The organism is Bacteroides xylanisolvens (assembly GCF_018289135.1).
Taxonomy (GTDB): Bacteria; Bacteroidota; Bacteroidia; order Bacteroidales; family Bacteroidaceae; genus Bacteroides; species Bacteroides xylanisolvens.
Genome location: NZ_CP072216.1, coordinates 3,901,040 through 3,915,356, shown reverse-complemented (window position 1 = coordinate 3,915,356; position 14,317 = coordinate 3,901,040). Strand labels below are relative to the sequence as shown.

15 protein-coding genes, 2 tRNA genes and 1 pseudogene are annotated in these 14,317 nt (G+C 40.6%); 13 read left to right on the top strand and 5 right to left on the bottom strand.

From position 1 onward, the window contains the following. Positions 1 to 50 precede the first annotated feature (50 nt). Complete coding sequence (locus INE92_RS16710) at positions 51 to 1,241, top strand: sensor histidine kinase (RefSeq protein WP_195436224.1); 1,191 nt, start codon at positions 51 to 53, stop codon at positions 1,239 to 1,241. Positions 1,242 to 1,377: 136 nt separating this feature from the next. Here the strand turns inward: INE92_RS16710 and INE92_RS16705 are convergent, their stop codons facing one another. After that, on the bottom strand, positions 1,378 to 3,066 hold the full coding sequence (locus INE92_RS16705; protein ID WP_195436223.1) for a S41 family peptidase: 1,689 nt from the start codon (positions 3,064 to 3,066) through the stop codon (positions 1,378 to 1,380). Between the two features lie 46 nt (positions 3,067 to 3,112). Continuing rightward, on the bottom strand, positions 3,113 to 4,102 hold the full coding sequence (locus INE92_RS16700; RefSeq protein ID WP_195436222.1) for an adenosine kinase: 990 nt from the start codon (positions 4,100 to 4,102) through the stop codon (positions 3,113 to 3,115). 77 nt (positions 4,103 to 4,179) lie between these two features. On the opposite strand from INE92_RS16700, the gene INE92_RS16695 reads away from it, so the two are divergent. From INE92_RS16695 to INE92_RS26950, 7 genes and pseudogenes are all read left to right on the top strand, one after another. Next, positions 4,180 to 4,253, top strand: a tRNA-Asn gene (locus INE92_RS16695). A gap of 28 nt (positions 4,254 to 4,281) precedes the next feature. After that, a tRNA-Asn gene (locus INE92_RS16690) sits at positions 4,282 to 4,355 on the top strand. Between the two features lie 123 nt (positions 4,356 to 4,478). Then, on the top strand, positions 4,479 to 4,850 hold the full coding sequence (locus tag INE92_RS16685) for an ISAon1 family transposase N-terminal region protein (protein WP_008640050.1): 372 nt from the start codon (positions 4,479 to 4,481) through the stop codon (positions 4,848 to 4,850). Positions 4,851 to 4,890: 40 nt separating this feature from the next. Beyond that, positions 4,891 to 5,826 (top strand): ISAon1 family transposase, encoded by a 936-nt coding sequence (locus tag INE92_RS16680; RefSeq protein ID WP_008025715.1) that lies wholly within the window; start codon positions 4,891 to 4,893, stop codon positions 5,824 to 5,826. Between the two features lie 113 nt (positions 5,827 to 5,939). Continuing rightward, entirely contained in the window at positions 5,940 to 6,311 is a 372-nt protein-coding gene (locus tag INE92_RS16675; RefSeq protein WP_007483771.1) for an ISAon1 family transposase N-terminal region protein, read from the top strand. 40 nt (positions 6,312 to 6,351) lie between these two features. Next, the gene (locus tag INE92_RS16670; RefSeq protein ID WP_118301185.1) at positions 6,352 to 7,287 is read left to right on the top strand and encodes an ISAon1 family transposase; all 936 of its coding nucleotides are present in this window, start codon (positions 6,352 to 6,354) and stop codon (positions 7,285 to 7,287) included. 68 nt (positions 7,288 to 7,355) lie between these two features. Beyond that, a pseudogene (locus tag INE92_RS26950) lies at positions 7,356 to 7,457 on the top strand (DUF6125 family protein); the annotation flags it as partial. Here the strand turns inward: INE92_RS26950 and INE92_RS16665 are convergent. Then, a complete protein-coding gene (locus INE92_RS16665) occupies positions 7,449 to 8,621 on the bottom strand; it encodes an immunoglobulin-like domain-containing protein (RefSeq protein WP_008642664.1) in 1,173 nt (390 codons plus the stop codon). The pseudogene INE92_RS26950 and the gene INE92_RS16665 sit on opposite strands and share 9 nt — an antisense overlap. A 278-nt stretch (positions 8,622 to 8,899) precedes the next feature. Here INE92_RS16665 and INE92_RS16660 point away from each other — a divergent pair, with 278 nt between their 5' ends. Further along, the gene (locus INE92_RS16660) at positions 8,900 to 9,244 is read left to right on the top strand and encodes a hypothetical protein (RefSeq protein WP_008015740.1); all 345 of its coding nucleotides are present in this window, start codon (positions 8,900 to 8,902) and stop codon (positions 9,242 to 9,244) included. A gap of 370 nt (positions 9,245 to 9,614) precedes the next feature. Here INE92_RS16660 and INE92_RS27120 read toward each other — a convergent pair whose 3' ends face one another. Both INE92_RS27120 and INE92_RS16655 read right to left on the bottom strand, forming a co-directional pair. Beyond that, positions 9,615 to 9,743: a hypothetical protein gene (locus INE92_RS27120; protein WP_258754532.1), complete on the bottom strand. Its 129-nt coding sequence runs from the start codon at positions 9,741 to 9,743 to the stop codon at positions 9,615 to 9,617. Positions 9,744 to 10,103: 360 nt separating this feature from the next. After that, entirely contained in the window at positions 10,104 to 11,411 is a 1,308-nt protein-coding gene (locus INE92_RS16655; protein ID WP_008771523.1) for an IS5 family transposase, read from the bottom strand. 498 nt (positions 11,412 to 11,909) lie between these two features. On the opposite strand from INE92_RS16655, the gene INE92_RS16650 reads away from it, so the two are divergent. The 4 genes from INE92_RS16650 to INE92_RS16635 all read left to right on the top strand — a co-directional run bounded on the left by INE92_RS16650 (position 11,910) and on the right by INE92_RS16635 (position 14,225). Further along, a complete protein-coding gene (locus INE92_RS16650) occupies positions 11,910 to 12,593 on the top strand; it encodes an energy transducer TonB (protein ID WP_008642667.1) in 684 nt (227 codons plus the stop codon). A 105-nt stretch (positions 12,594 to 12,698) separates the two neighbouring features. Next, complete coding sequence (locus INE92_RS16645) at positions 12,699 to 13,322, top strand: hypothetical protein (protein ID WP_015531739.1); 624 nt, start codon at positions 12,699 to 12,701, stop codon at positions 13,320 to 13,322. 44 nt (positions 13,323 to 13,366) lie between these two features. Further along, complete coding sequence (locus INE92_RS16640; RefSeq protein WP_008642670.1) at positions 13,367 to 13,930, top strand: cob(I)yrinic acid a,c-diamide adenosyltransferase; 564 nt, start codon at positions 13,367 to 13,369, stop codon at positions 13,928 to 13,930. Positions 13,931 to 14,003: 73 nt separating this feature from the next. Next, positions 14,004 to 14,225 carry a DUF2795 domain-containing protein gene (locus INE92_RS16635; protein ID WP_002558131.1) on the top strand — a complete coding sequence of 74 codons (222 nt, stop codon included), beginning with the start codon at positions 14,004 to 14,006 and terminating at the stop codon, positions 14,223 to 14,225. The last annotated feature ends 92 nt before the right edge of the window (positions 14,226 to 14,317 follow it).

Genomic DNA, 14,317 nt, shown 5'->3' with positions numbered 1-14,317 from the left:
ACAGATAAAACAAATTCTACAATATTCTAATGAATAACAATAAATCTTCTATGAGACATTACGAGGGCAAAACGAAGGAGGAACTTTTAGAAATAATCGAACAATTAGAAGAGAAGATAAATTTTCTTTCCTCTCATCTTTCGCCTCCTTCCCAAGAACGTTTTCGCGATAAATACAGCACCCGGATATTGGATGCCCTCCCCGATATGCTCACCGTCTTCGACCATGATGCCAATATTATAGAGCTTGCTTCTTCGCCGGCAACCAACCACGTAGAAGGTATCAATGCCAATAATATCACCACCACTAACGTAAAAGATATTCTGCCGGAAGAAGCTTATGAGAGTGTCCGCAAGAATATGGATAAAGTGATCCTCACGGGAGAAAGTTCCACAGCCAGACATGACCTGATGTTGGACGGTGTTTTACATCACTACGAAAACCGCATCTTTCCTTTGGATAATGAATATCTGTTGTGTATGTGCCGTGATATATCCCAACAATGGGAGGCAGAACAGACGAACGCGCAACAACAGAAAGAGCTGAAGGCCGCCAGAGTCAAGGCAGAAGAGTCGGACCGGCTGAAGTCTGCTTTTCTTGCAAACATGAGCCATGAAATACGCACTCCGCTCAATGCGATTGTCGGATTCTCCAAACTAATCACTTTCGCAACATCTACGGAAGAGAAGAATCAATATGCGGAAATCATCGAACGGAATTCGGAAATGTTACTGAATCTATTCAACGATATTCTGGATTTGGCCTCACTGGAGGCCGACTCTTTAAAATTCAACATCTGTCCGATCAAGTTAACAGATATCTGTCTGCAACTGGAGCAACAATTTTGCCATAAGACGCAAAACGGAGTCAAACTTATTTTAGATGATGTAGATGCGGACATGTATGCCTCCGGTGACTGGAATCGTATTATACAAATTATAAGTAACTTGCTTAGTAACGCCACGAAGTTTACCCCCAAAGGAGAAATCCATTTCGGGTATCGGGAAAAAGAGGATTTTGTAGAGTTCTACGTGAAAGATAGCGGCATCGGTATTCCGGCAGAAAGAGTTGCCACTATTTTCCGCCGCTTTGGAAAGGTCAACGATTTTGTTCAGGGAACCGGATTGGGGCTGACTCTTTGCAGAATGTTAGTAGAAAAAATGGGAGGACGTATCTGGCTGCGCTCCCAGGAGGGGCAGGGAAGCAGGTTCTATTTCACTCTCCCTTTGATTCGCCAATAAATGTGTCAGTCGAGGTTACAAATACCTGTATCCGAGGATGACACTTATATGACTATTTACAATTAGATACAGAAAACGCGGCCTGTCGATGACAAAGCCGCGTTTTCTGTATTATCTATATTTGAAAAATATTTCTTTATTTCTTAGCAACCGGGGCACTAAGCATTTCTTTGTATTTCACCGGATCATTCAGTATTTTCATCGCTTCCTTCAAACCGTCATCATCCTTCAACTGCTGGATGATATTACCACGTTGATAATAGTAACGTTTGATAATTTCAGTAGCAATCATTTTCTTTATGTCGGTAGAGAAATAATCCAAGTCACGGTCGAGATTATGGTTCAACTTCTTCTCTAGCGCTTTGAATTCCTCTGAAGCGTCATCCATATATCCTTCAAACTCGGCAGCTTCTTTCAACGTTTTCAGAATTTTCTCACTCTGTTGGTCATACTTGAAGTCGGCTTTCTTCACCAATGCTTTAAAATCGTTATAATCAGCATCTGTCACCTCAAACTTCTCCGGAGCAACGATAGTGGGATGTTTCAAACAATACTGCGTTGCATAATCGAAGATCAGATTATCACGTACCAAATAGAAAAGGATATTCGGTAATTTCTCTTGTTTGATCGTAATATCCGGCATTACACCACCTCCGTCACGGACTTCACGTCCGGCAGCTGTATAGAATACCTTAGTTAAACTGTCGGGAATAGTGCCGACACTTCCGTCTTCATTACGATGCTTGTAATCAATAGCCTGCACGCAACGGCCACTCGGGATATAATATTTGGAGGTAGTCACTTTCATCGTTCCGCCATAAGGTAAAGAACGGGGAACCTGTACCAGTCCTTTTCCAAAAGTACGGTTACCAACGATCACAGCACGGTCGAGATCCTGCAAAGAACCTGATAAGATTTCAGAAGCAGAAGCCGTTCCGCTATTTACCAGTACGGCAATCGGAATATCCAAATCCAACGGTTCACGCAACGTTTTATAAATGTTACTGGCCTGTTTGATTTTTCCTTTGGTCGTCACAATCACTTTTCCACGCGGCAAGAAATAATTCGCAATTTCTACTGCTTCATCCAACAATCCACCGCCATTACTACGAAGGTCTATCACCAATGAAGTGGCTCCCTGTTTCTTCAAATCCAAAAACGCTTTCTTAAATTCTTTGGAAGGATTGCCGGAAAAAGTACTAAGGCCGATGTAACCTATATTGTTATCCAATACGGCAGTATAAGGTATTGCCGGATTCTGAATAGACTCACGCACAATTGTGAACTCCATCGGCGTACGTCCGCCTTTCACATTCGGACGCTCAATCTTCAACTTAAAGCTGGTCCCTGCCTGCCCACGCAACATCTGGCTGACTTCCGCATTATTCTTACCGGCAAGGTCTTGGCCGTCAATCTCCATCAGGATATCTCCCGCTTTCAGTCCGGCTTTGGCAGCAGGTGTTCCCTCGAAAGGTTCAGAAATCATCGAACGCTTTAGTTTCGTATTATAAGCAATGTAAGAACCTATACCACCGAATGATCCTTTAATCATCTGTTCCAACTCACTCTGATCTTCTTCCGGATAATATTCCGTATAAGGATCCAAGGTGTAAAGCATATTATCGATTCCTTCCCGAATCGTTTTATTCGGATCGATGGTATCTACATAGAACATATCCAGTTCTTTCACAATCGCGTTAAATATATCCAGATTCTTTGCAATCTGGAAATTACGGTCGTCTCCGCTCTTGAAACTAAAGAAAGCAACTGTGGCTATCACCGCTACTGCAACAATAGCTATTCGCCTGTTCAGCAATTTTTTCATACCTCTTTTTAATCTAAATGAGTCGTAAAAGTAGCTTAATCCTTTGTTATTCTGCCAGAATCCTGTTAATATTTAACTTAATTTCATCCCAGCGTTCCTGTGGCATCGTTGTTCCGATTACCTGAATAACATTTCCCGAGAGAATAGAACCTATTTTTGCACATTTATCCAACGAGTATCCACAGGTCAATCCATATAAGAATCCGGAAGCGAAATAGTCACCTGCACCAGTAGTATCCACCACTTTCTGAACCGGAATGGCCGAAACCTTTATTTCCTCTGTTCCTTTGCGGATATAAGAACCGCTTGCTCCGACTTTTACAATAGCAATACTGCATTTCTTGGCAATCACTCCCAAAGCTTCCTCCGGCTCCTTGCCGGTAAAGGCCTTCGCTTCTTCTTCGTTTGCAAAAACGATGTCGACATATTTGTTTATTAATAAAGAGAAAAACTCCAGATCATTGGCCACAATATTATAACTAGCCATATCCAGACAAATCTGCAAACCTGCTTCCTTAGCCAGTTCAATGGCATGAAGAATCATTTCATGATCCTGAACGAGGTAGCCTTCTATAAATAGGTACGCGTAACCTTTAAACATATCCAGCGTCAGTTCTTCCGCTCTCAAAGAAGCGGCTGCTCCCAGATAGGTTCCGAAAGTGCGCTCCCCATCCGGTGAAATAAAAGTGGATGCCACACCGGAAGGTAGTCGGTCCGAGGTCAATAATTTGTCTTCAATCTTATTTTTCTGCAGATTTTCACGAAAAAATTCTCCATAATTATCATTTCCCACTTTTCCGATAAATCCTGTTCCAGCACCCAAACAAGCCAGTCCGAGGATGGCATTTCCTGCCGATCCGCCTGTTGCCAAGTGGGTTTTCATCTGTGAAAATTTTATGTTAATCTGCTGTAACTTAGCGTCATCGATGAGCTGCATGCTTCCTTTGGGTAAACCCATTTCATCCAAAAGAGTATCATCCTTCAGGGTTGCGAGTACGTCTACCAGGGCGTTGCCCAATCCTATTATTTTGTCCATTCCTAATATTTTTTTTGCAAAGATATTGCATATTTCAAAAAAACCTAGTACTTTTGCATCGCAATTGAGAAAAACATTCTTCCTTAGCTCAGTCGGTTAGAGCATCTGACTGTTAATCAGAGGGTCCTTGGTTCAAGTCCAAGAGGAAGAGCAAAGTTGAAAATCTTGATTGCAAACATTCTTCCTTAGCTCAGTCGGTTAGAGCATCTGACTGTTAATCAGAGGGTCCTTGGTTCAAGTCCAAGAGGAAGAGCGAAAAAAGAGGTAAATCAGAAGATTTATCTCTTTTTTTATTTTTCGGATCCAATGTTTTTCGGATCATAACGCCTCAGTCTGAAACCTTGGGGGATTGCGTTAAAATTCTTATTTTTGCATCATGAAAACATCCTCTTCCCAAACGATTGATCCTGTTGCTTCTTTAAGCTTGTTCTTGCCTTCAGGAATCCTTGATTACTTTACCCTAGTCAATCATGTTTCTCAGGATACTTGCTTTATTCTTTATTTAGAGGAGAAAGCCACTATTCCTGCTGAGTACTCTGATCTCCATCTTCACTCAAAAGGTTTCCTCCCTGAGATTGAAGTTCAGGACTTCCCTATCCGTGGTAAAGCCGTTTATTTACGTATCAAGCGTCGTCGCTGGGAAGATCCATCCACTGGGCAGACATATAGTCGTGACTGGAGTTTGGTAGCCACCGGTACTCGCATAACCGCTGAGTTCGGTGCTTTTTTAAAAGAATTACTTAGATAATCACGCCGTTAGCTGCCAAAGTGTAGCTGAGCATTACTGTATGGATGGCAAACAGCTTCAAAGCCAATATAAAGACCACCTGAGTGACTTCCAGAATTGGGATCAGAGAGCACATGCCCAAGAGTATATCCTTTATCCAAAGAATATGGGTTATCACCTATGTATTGACGAAACGGCTTTAAGTAAGGGAGATCTTTATACCATCTTAATAAATAGAGATAAGCGAGGTAGGAAAGGTTCTATTATAGCTGTAATTCAGGGCACTAAAACCGATGATATCATTGCGGTACTTACAAAGATGCCACAGGAGCTGCGTAATCAGGTCAAAGAAATTACACTGGATATGGCCGGGAGCATGCAAAAGATTGCCAAAACGTGCTTTCCACGTGCCATGCAGGTGATTGATAGGTTTCATGTACAAAAACTTGTATACGAAGCTGTACAAGAGTTGCGCATTACATATAGATGGCAAGTGATAAAAGAGGAGAATAAAGCTATGAAAGCGGCAAAAGAGAAGGGGGAAGTATATAAAGCAGAAGAACTCGAAAACGGAGATACACTCAGGCAATTATTGGCCAGAAGCAGATATTTATTATTTAAATCACCTGATAAATGGACCAAGAGTCAGAAAATCAGGGCAGAATTACTTTTCAAGCAGTTTGAAGATATTAAGCACGTATATTACTACTCATTGGAGTTGGGAAAGATCTTTTCCACAAACTATGACAAGGATGTAGCAAGAGCAAAGCTGGCACTATGGTATAATAAGATTGAAGAATATGGATACGATACATTCACAACAGTAGCAAACTCTATTGAGAATCATTATGAAAGGATTCTGAACTTCTTTGTGAACAGGAGTACAAATGCAGCAGCGGAAGCATTTAATGCTAAAATCAAAGCATTTAGGGCATCATTTAGAGGAGTAGTGGATATGAGCTTCTTCCTTTTTAGGCTAGCAAAGGTATATGCATGAAGGGAATTGACTAAACTTAATCCCCCAAGAATTACAACTGAGCCATCATAACGGAAACAGTGGGCTCAGTCTGAAACCTTGGGGGATTGCGTTAAAATTCTTATTTTTGCATCATGAAAACATCCTCTTCCCAAACGATTGATCCTGTTGCTTCTTTAAGCTTGTTCTTGCCTTCAGGAATCCTTGATTACTTTACCCTAGTCAATCATGTTTCTCAGGATACTTGCTTTATTCTTTATTTAGAGGAGAAAGCCACTATTCCTTCTGAGTACTCAGATCTACATCTTCACTCAAAAGGTTTCCTCCCTGAGATTGAAGTTCAGGACTTCCCTATCCGTGGTAAAGCCGTTTATTTACGTATCAAGCGTCGTCGCTGGGAAGATCCCTCCACTGGGCAGACATATAGTCGTGACTGGAGTTTGGTAGCCACCGGTACTCGCATAACCGCTGAGTTCGGTGCTTTTTTAAAAGAATTACTTAGATAATCACGCCGTTAGCTGCCAAAGTGTAGCAGAGCATTACTGTATGGATGGCAAACAGCTTCAAAGCCAATATAAAGATCACCTGAGTGACTTCCAGAATTGGGATCAGAGAGCACATGCCCAAGAGTATATCCTTTATCCAAAGAATATGGGTTATCGCCTATGTATTGACGAAACGGCTTTGAGCAAGGGAGATCTTTATACCATCTTAATAAATAGAGATAAGCGAGGTAGGAAAGGTTCTATTATAGCTGTAATTCAGGGCACTAAAGCCGATGATATCATTGCGGTACTTACAAAGATGCCACAGGAGCTGCGTAATCAAGTCAAAGAAATTACACTGGATATGGCCGGGAGCATGCAAAAGATTGCGAAAACGTGCTTTCCACGTGCCATGCAGGTGATTGATAGGTTTCATGTACAAAAACTTGTATACGAAGCGGTACAAGAGTTGCGTATTACATATAGATGGCAAGTGATAAAAGAGGAGAATAAAGCCATAAAGGCGGCAAAAGAGAAGGGGGAAGTACATAAAGCAGAAGAACTCGAAAACGGAGATACACTCAGGCAATTATTAGCCAGAAGCAGATATTTATTATTTAAATCACCTGATAAATGGACCAAGAGCCAGAAAATCAGGGCAGAATTACTTTTCAAGCAGTTTGAAGATATTAAGCACGTATATTACTACTCATTGGAGTTGGGAAAGATCTTTTCCACAAACTATGACAAGGATGTAGCAAGAGCAAAGCTGGCACTATGGTATAATAAGATTGAAGAATATGGATACGATACATTCACAACAGTGGCAAACTCTATTGAGAACCATTATGAAAGGATTTTGAACTTCTTTGTGAACAGGAGTACAAATGCAGCAGCGGAAGCATTTAATGCTAAAATCAAAGCATTTAGGGCATCATTTAGAGGAGTAGTGGATATGAGCTTCTTCCTTTTTAGGCTAGCAAAGGTATATGCATGAAGGGAATTGACAAAAATTAATCCCCCAAGTTTTCAGACTGAGCCCCGAAATTCGGGTATGATGGATTTGCACGCGTCATCGACGAAAGAATCGTTACTGAAATGATTAGCTGTTATCCGAATGTTACTGATCCGGAGTGTGCTTGTTGTTGGAAATTCACATTAAGGTAGTAATTCAAATTCTCCATAAGCCACTTTGGTGCCTCTGTTGAATGATTTGTAGATACGGTATTTCCCTGGATGGTTGGGGGATTCTGATGTATAGAGTTTAATTGTTTGTTGGTGACTCGGGTGCTCCGGTGGGAAAATCCACAGTATATCATTAACGACAGGATCGGTCGGCAATGTTTCCCATTGCCGTTTACTTTTGTTATAGTAAGCAAGGCTGTATTTTTCTCCGCACTCATATTCATAGTGAGAGTGGTTGGTGATGGTTATTTTTACTTCTGTAGTTGATAGCGGATAATGATCGTGTTCTGTTTCTATAGAAAGCGAAGCGGGACTTATGTTCTCTCCAGTCGGAATGTCACGGGGAATAGGTCGCAATGTGACGGAGTTCGTTTGCGATGACTGGTTGGTTTTCTTAGGTAACACTGTATAAAGCCCTTGTTCGTCTTTTATTATCTCATATTTTCCCGATTCCAGCCACGTATTCCAATCCTTAAAAAGGTCGGTGATAAATAGGTATAAATCTTCGGAAATATATATTTCTGTACCTGACTTTAAGTCGCATGCCAACTGACCATTTACGACAGACAGATGTTTCTGGGCTCTTTGTAAGGCTTTCAAATAGACAACCTGATTAAATGCGTAATCTTTATTGAAACCTCGTCCCGTGAATAAATCTATTGCAGCATACGACATCGTCCCTCTTGTCTTCAGGAAAGTAGTGTCGGTTATAGACGTCTTGTAGCTATTAGCTTCTTCCCACATCTTTCTTTTTTCCTGTTCTCTGAATTTCTGTACAATCTCGCTCACTTTATCTTGTTCGCTTGTTTCTCTGTGAGATTTTAGGCTGTCATTATCTTGTAATTCGTCATAAAGAGGTAAAGCAAAAAAAGTGTTATTGTCCTTTTCAAACTGTTCTATGATACATGGGATAATTTTCTTACCCATAGCTTTTAGCTCTTTGAATTGGGGTAAAATGGTGTAAGCACGGGTACTTGAACTTAATTGTGCTTTGGGATTGTTGTGTATTTCTTTTTCCCAGGCATTAAATAAACTGTCAAATTTGGCTATATCCTCTGTTGTCAAAATATCACTTTTTTCTGTATTCTGTTTAATACATCCTGTAGTGATAAAGATAAATGGCAGAATAAAGAAAAGTGTTCTCATCGTTTTAATTATTAATCGGTTTTGTAATAGGTTTGCATAAGGGTATGTCAAGCTTTTGATCTGTTTCCTGCAAATATAGAAATAATATTTTTAAACCGATAAACTGGATGCTGCTGTTTTTTTACCGGATAAGAAAACGTTTATTCGTTTTTCGATGTGATACTAGCTGCCCTTTGATAAATAATGTGAAAAAACAGTTTTAGCCTCATTATCGAATTAACTTTCACCCATTTGTGAGGTCTAACATACATAACTTATTTAATATGAGAATTAAAATGATGAGAAAGCAAATTTTAAGTTTGGCAGTTGCGTTATTGATTGGCTCAACTGTATGTATGGCTCAAAATCGTCAGAATGGAAAGGCTGATAGAGAGAAACGTATGGAACAGATTGTTGCCGATCTGGGCTTGAATGAAAAGCAGGCCAAAGATTTCAAAGCTGCAATGAAAGAAATGAGACCTGCGAAAAATAAATCGAATGAAAGGCCTACGCGGGAAGAAATGCAAAAGAAAAGGCAGGAAATAGATGCTAAAATAAAAAGCATTCTGACCGATGAACAATATAAGAAATACCAGGATATGCGTAAGAAGGATAACGCGAAGAAAAAGAAAAAAGCAAAATAAGTACTATTCGTTTAATCTAAACCTGTCAAACGGAGAATCGTAAAAGATAATCTGTTATGACGCTATACTTATTTTCGGTTCTTTCATAAATAATTTATTTAATCTACATGACCATTTTCGTTCTATTAAAGTTGAATGCAGGCTCCATTTAAATGAGTCTATTTTTCAATTTAAGTAGAACGAAAATTTGTTAGACGATGTTTCGTCTTATATCTATATTCCCTCCACTAAAGCTTTTTCATGCTTTTATCTTTCAATCTTTCACCTTCTGCTGAAACTCCCTGTCTATGGTAGTTGTACGTTGGTGATAGATGTAAAATGATCTGTCACTGATCTGCCATCTTTCACCGTATCTCATTTTATTGCAAATTTATCCTCTGTATCGGCGCATCTCTTGAGTAGCGGTGCTATGCGGACGCCGGACGTTGACAACCGATTTTTGAAGAATATGTTTCAGAAATGACTGCTGGCTCACTCGGTTCTGGTCAAATTCATCCATATTGATGAGTGCGAACCTATTTAGCGACAGTTCGGCATCCCGTTTATTGCTGAAATATGCCGTTATATCTGGTTAACTGTATACCGTTGATTGTTTTTCCAAATATATAATCTTCTCTTTATTGGAATCTTCTTATGTACTATCTCTTGCATTGGCTATTAATAGAAAACTTCCTTTCTTTCTTATGCAAAGTTTCTTTCGTCTAATAGAGAAGTTCCTTTTGGCTGTTTGTAATCTATAAATGAAAGCTTTGATTATATAAATGCAAGTTCTGTTTTTATAAACGAAAGTTTCATTTATAAAAACAGAACTTGCATTTATAGTTTGAATCAGGTGAAGAATAAGTTATCTAGTCGTCCCTTAAAAAGTACTCATCTGCGGGATATTGCAAGAAAACAGTGTCCCGCAGATTTTTTCAACAAGTAGCCAAAGAACCCTCATGGCTCTTTTGAAGTTGTACGCTGCTGCGGCTAAGAGCAGATTGACAACATCCCCGAACACACCTTTATAAAAGTTGCGTCCTAAACGAAAGTCTGATTTCAAATGCCCGATAGTCGGCTCTATTCCTGCACGCTTGCAGAATAGCTTATGTTTCTTCTTGCGTGTGTAATAACTGTCTTTCCTGTTTGGAACATCGGGTATCAGTATCCCGGTGCCGCCCACCTCTTTCTTTCCTCTGTACCCCCTGTCCCCGGCCAACTTCCTGATCTTCTTTCCGGTAATGCGTTCCACCTGCCTGAGGGATTCTTCAATGGTATGCCCGTCATATTCATTCCGGAAAGACTTGGCACCCAGTATGACACCGGTAATTGAGCGGACGATTGAAACCTTGTTGCCGAACTCGTATTTCTTATGTTCTTTCCCCTTGCTGATACACTGCACCTCCGGTTCATGCAGGGAATAGATTTTCCCGGGAGAATTGCGCTTCTGTGAAAGCACCCGCTCAAAGAGGTCGAGCAGGGAGTCGTAGCCGTGGTTTTCTTTCAGGTTGCGCCTCAGTTCCCTGACAAGCCTTCCCGCAATGGTGCGCAGCCGCTTGTCCGCTTTCAGGGCCTTGCCACGGTTCTTGGGGTGGTTACGGAAACGCTGGTCACGGTAGATCTTCTTGAGGACAAAGGTATAGCTCTGGCGCAAAGGAAGCCCTAAGGATTTTACGACAGACAACACTTTGCGGACTATCTTTTTATGCAACTTCGCATCCGTGGGATAAGTCACGTTCTTTTCCTGTACCGTGGAATCGATGAAGGCCGTGCAGTGATGGTCCGGGCCGTCGTCCTCCTGATTGACGCGGATACTTTCTGACAGAATCAGTTCCATGCCATTTTCTCCGACACGCTTACGGAAGTGTACCAGTTCGCTTGCATTGCAGGGATAGGAAGGCGTGAATTCCAACATACCGCAAAAGTACTGGTAATAAGCATTCTCGCTCCATTGTTCAACAACCGATTCATCGGACAGGTTACGCACGTGCTTAAGAATCAGAAGTCCGCACATCAGGCGGATGGGTTTGGCCGGACGACCGTTGACGGCACAGTATAGCGGGGAGAAAGCTTCTTCAAAACGGCGCCAGTCTATCTTATTGGCAAGCAGGTATAAGGGATGCCTGGGATTCAGCTGGTCTGTCAAAGAGCTGAACAAGGAGGGCTGAGGGGTGGTCTTGTTTATCATAATAATCTGCAAGTTTTCAACCATAAAGATACAAAAACTTGCAGATATATCAAAGCAATTTATATATTAATATGTTGATTATTAGGCGTAAAAGCACATTCTAAGGGGCGACTATCTATTAGTGAAAAGGAAGTTTATATGAACTTATCTATTAATAGTTCAGGAAAGAAATAGCTGTTCCTTTGAATGTGATAAGTGGTGAAAGATGAAAGATTGGGTGATTAGCAAAGATTTATTCTAGTGTGCTTTGAAAGACATATATTCAAGGACTATTGTTGACAGGAATGGGCAGGTCGCCTGATATGAGGATTAATTCATAAATTTTATCGAAAAGAAGAGAAAAGAATAAAATAAACAAGGGGCGTCGTAACAACCTATCCATAAAAAGACTATATTTATTGCAGCGAGAGAGCACTTTAAGTAATGCTTAAGAGGAAAAACGAAAAGTAGTATATATACTATATATTTTCTATTATTAATTACTTAAACACATTTTTTATGGAAGCCAAGAAATCAAAAAAGGCTGCAATTGAGAATCAACGGGGTTCTTGGTTGTTGATGGGTTTGGTTGTTGCGCTAGCCTTCATGTTCGTTTCGTTCGAATGGACACAACATGATGTCAGAGTTGCAGCACTATCACCAGATGATGAATCCATCTTTGTAACAGAGCTAGTTCCGATCACATTCCTTGAAGAGAAACTGGAACCGCCTCCTCCTCCCGAAACTAAGGTAACAGAATTGTTCGAAATAGTGGAAAACAATATGGAGGTGACGGATAACGTTTCTACAGTGTCAGAGGATATGAATGCAGTTCATGACGTTATTTGGATACCACCAGTGGTAGAAACAGAAACGGTAGTTGAAGACATTATTCACGTAAGTGTTGAAGTCATGCCGGAGTTTCCTGGAGGTACAGCTGCTTTAATGAAATATTTAGGTAGCAATATCAAATATCCGACGATTTCGCAAGAAACTGGTTCACAAGGAAAAGTCATTGTTCAGTTTGTAGTAGATAGAGACGGAACGATTTCTAATCCTGAAGTGGTGCGAGGGGTTGATCCTTATTTGGATAAAGAAGCTATCCGCGTGATAAGTTCTATGCCGAAATGGACTCCCGGAGTGCAAAATGGTAAGAAAGTTCGAGTGAAATATACTGTGCCTGTGTCATTCAGACTGCAGTAGTAACTTGGAATAAATGAATAAGGGTTGGTTCCTGCAAAGAACCAACCCTTTTTCAATAAAAAAATATATCTTTGTCGGGAGAATAAAAATACGAATGATTGTTTTATGAATCTTCTACTCTGTATAAAAAGACCTTTTATCTGGCTTTCCCGCTTCCGTCATCGTTGCGGATATGGTGTCCATTCCCCATTTGCTTTCAGTCTCATTACCGATGTAATTTATGAGAAGATGCCTTACTATGCTTATTCTTCCTTGAAAGAAGAACAAAAAAAGATGGTAAGAGAGTGTGGGTGGACCAAAGGTTCTCAAAAGGTAAACCGTTTTTTGTTCCGGTTGGTAAATAGAGTGCAGCCTGATACGATTATTGAGGTTGGGCGTCCTTCCTCGACAGCCCTGTACTTACAGTCTGCTAAACCATCGGCTTCTTATCTCTTTGCTTCCGATTTGTCGGAACTGTTTCTGGATGCGGATACTTCAGTCGATTTTCTGTATCTGAACGATTACCAAAATCCGGACTTATTGGAAGAAGTATTTCGGGTTTGCGTACACCGTACTACCCTTAAAAGTGTATTTGTAGTCCATGGTATCTGCTATTCCAAAGAGATGAAAGTGCTTTGGAAAAAGTGGCAGGCTGACGAAAGGGTCGGAATAACTTTCGACCTGTATGATGTCGGTTTGCTATTTTTTGATAAAACGAAGATAAAACAGCAGTATATCATCAACTTCTAAGAACCTTTGTACGTTTACCATCTATAATAGTAAAAAAGAAAGTTATGAAAAAGAGCCTTGTATATACAAAGACCGGAGACAAAGGAACTACCAGTCTTGTCGGCGGAAGTCGCGTTCCAAAGACTCATATCCGCCTGGAAGCTTACGGAACGGTGGATGAATTAAATTCTCACCTGGGATGGCTGCACACTTATCTGCAGGAGGAGTCCGACCGGGATTTTATCTTGAGTATTCAACATAAGTTATTCGCCATCGGTTCACACCTGGCCACCGACCAGGAGAAAATGCAACTGAAACCCGCCAGTATCATTACCCCCGAACATGTGGAAAGTATCGAGCGGGAGATTGATAAGCTGGACGAGCAATTACCCGAACTTTGTGCTTTCATCATTCCCGGCGGAAGTCGTGGAGCAGCCGTTTGCCATGTTTGCCGCACGATTTGCCGGAGAGCTGAAAGACGCATTCTGGCTTTGTCCGAAACTTGTACAATTTCTCCCGAAGTATTAGCTTTTGTCAACAGATTATCAGATTATTTGTTTGTATTATCCCGAAAAATTAATTTTGATGAACAAAATAATGAAATATTTTGGGATAATAGTTGGAAATGATAGATTTTATTATACTTTTGCCGAAAAATAGAAAACGAGACAAATTTAGTATTCATTTTAAATACTCAAGATTATGTATTGGACATTGGAATTAGCATCAAAACTTGAAGATGCTCCCTGGCCGGCAACCAAGGATGAATTGATTGATTATGCCATGCGTTCGGGTGCTCCTCTTGAAGTTATTGAGAACCTCCAAGAGATGGAAGATGAGGGCGAAATCTATGAGAGTATCGAAGATATTTGGCCGGATTATCCTAGTAAGGAGGATTTCTTCTTCAATGAGGAGGAGTACTAACATCCACAGATAAGCTAAATAGTTAAATATCAGTGCGATAAACAATAGAAATTTGTTTGTCGCACTGGTGTTTTATACTCTTTGATGGTGTA

Bases quoted from the DNA above. Each gene is read 5' to 3' on its own strand.
- INE92_RS16710 (WP_195436224.1), top strand. From the start codon at position 51: ATGAGACATTACGAGGGCAAAACGAAGGAGGAACTTTTAGAAATAATC.
- INE92_RS16705 (WP_195436223.1), bottom strand. From the start codon at position 3,066: ATGAAAAAATTGCTGAACAGGCGAATAGCTATTGTTGCAGTAGCGGTG.
- INE92_RS16700 (WP_195436222.1), bottom strand. From the start codon at position 4,102: ATGGACAAAATAATAGGATTGGGCAACGCCCTGGTAGACGTACTCGCA.
- INE92_RS16685 (WP_008640050.1), top strand. From the start codon at position 4,479: ATGAAAACATCCTCTTCCCAAACGATTGATCCTGTTGCTTCTTTAAGC.
- INE92_RS16680 (WP_008025715.1), top strand. From the start codon at position 4,891: ATGGATGGCAAACAGCTTCAAAGCCAATATAAAGACCACCTGAGTGAC.
- INE92_RS16675 (WP_007483771.1), top strand. From the start codon at position 5,940: ATGAAAACATCCTCTTCCCAAACGATTGATCCTGTTGCTTCTTTAAGC.
- INE92_RS16670 (WP_118301185.1), top strand. From the start codon at position 6,352: ATGGATGGCAAACAGCTTCAAAGCCAATATAAAGATCACCTGAGTGAC.
- INE92_RS16665 (WP_008642664.1), bottom strand. From the start codon at position 8,621: ATGAGAACACTTTTCTTTATTCTGCCATTTATCTTTATCACTACAGGA.
- INE92_RS16660 (WP_008015740.1), top strand. From the start codon at position 8,900: ATGAGAAAGCAAATTTTAAGTTTGGCAGTTGCGTTATTGATTGGCTCA.
- INE92_RS27120 (WP_258754532.1), bottom strand. From the start codon at position 9,743: ATGGATGAATTTGACCAGAACCGAGTGAGCCAGCAGTCATTTCTGAAA.
- INE92_RS16655 (WP_008771523.1), bottom strand. From the start codon at position 11,411: ATGATAAACAAGACCACCCCTCAGCCCTCCTTGTTCAGCTCTTTGACA.
- INE92_RS16650 (WP_008642667.1), top strand. From the start codon at position 11,910: ATGGAAGCCAAGAAATCAAAAAAGGCTGCAATTGAGAATCAACGGGGT.
- INE92_RS16645 (WP_015531739.1), top strand. From the start codon at position 12,699: ATGAATCTTCTACTCTGTATAAAAAGACCTTTTATCTGGCTTTCCCGC.
- INE92_RS16640 (WP_008642670.1), top strand. From the start codon at position 13,367: ATGAAAAAGAGCCTTGTATATACAAAGACCGGAGACAAAGGAACTACC.
- INE92_RS16635 (WP_002558131.1), top strand. From the start codon at position 14,004: ATGTATTGGACATTGGAATTAGCATCAAAACTTGAAGATGCTCCCTGG.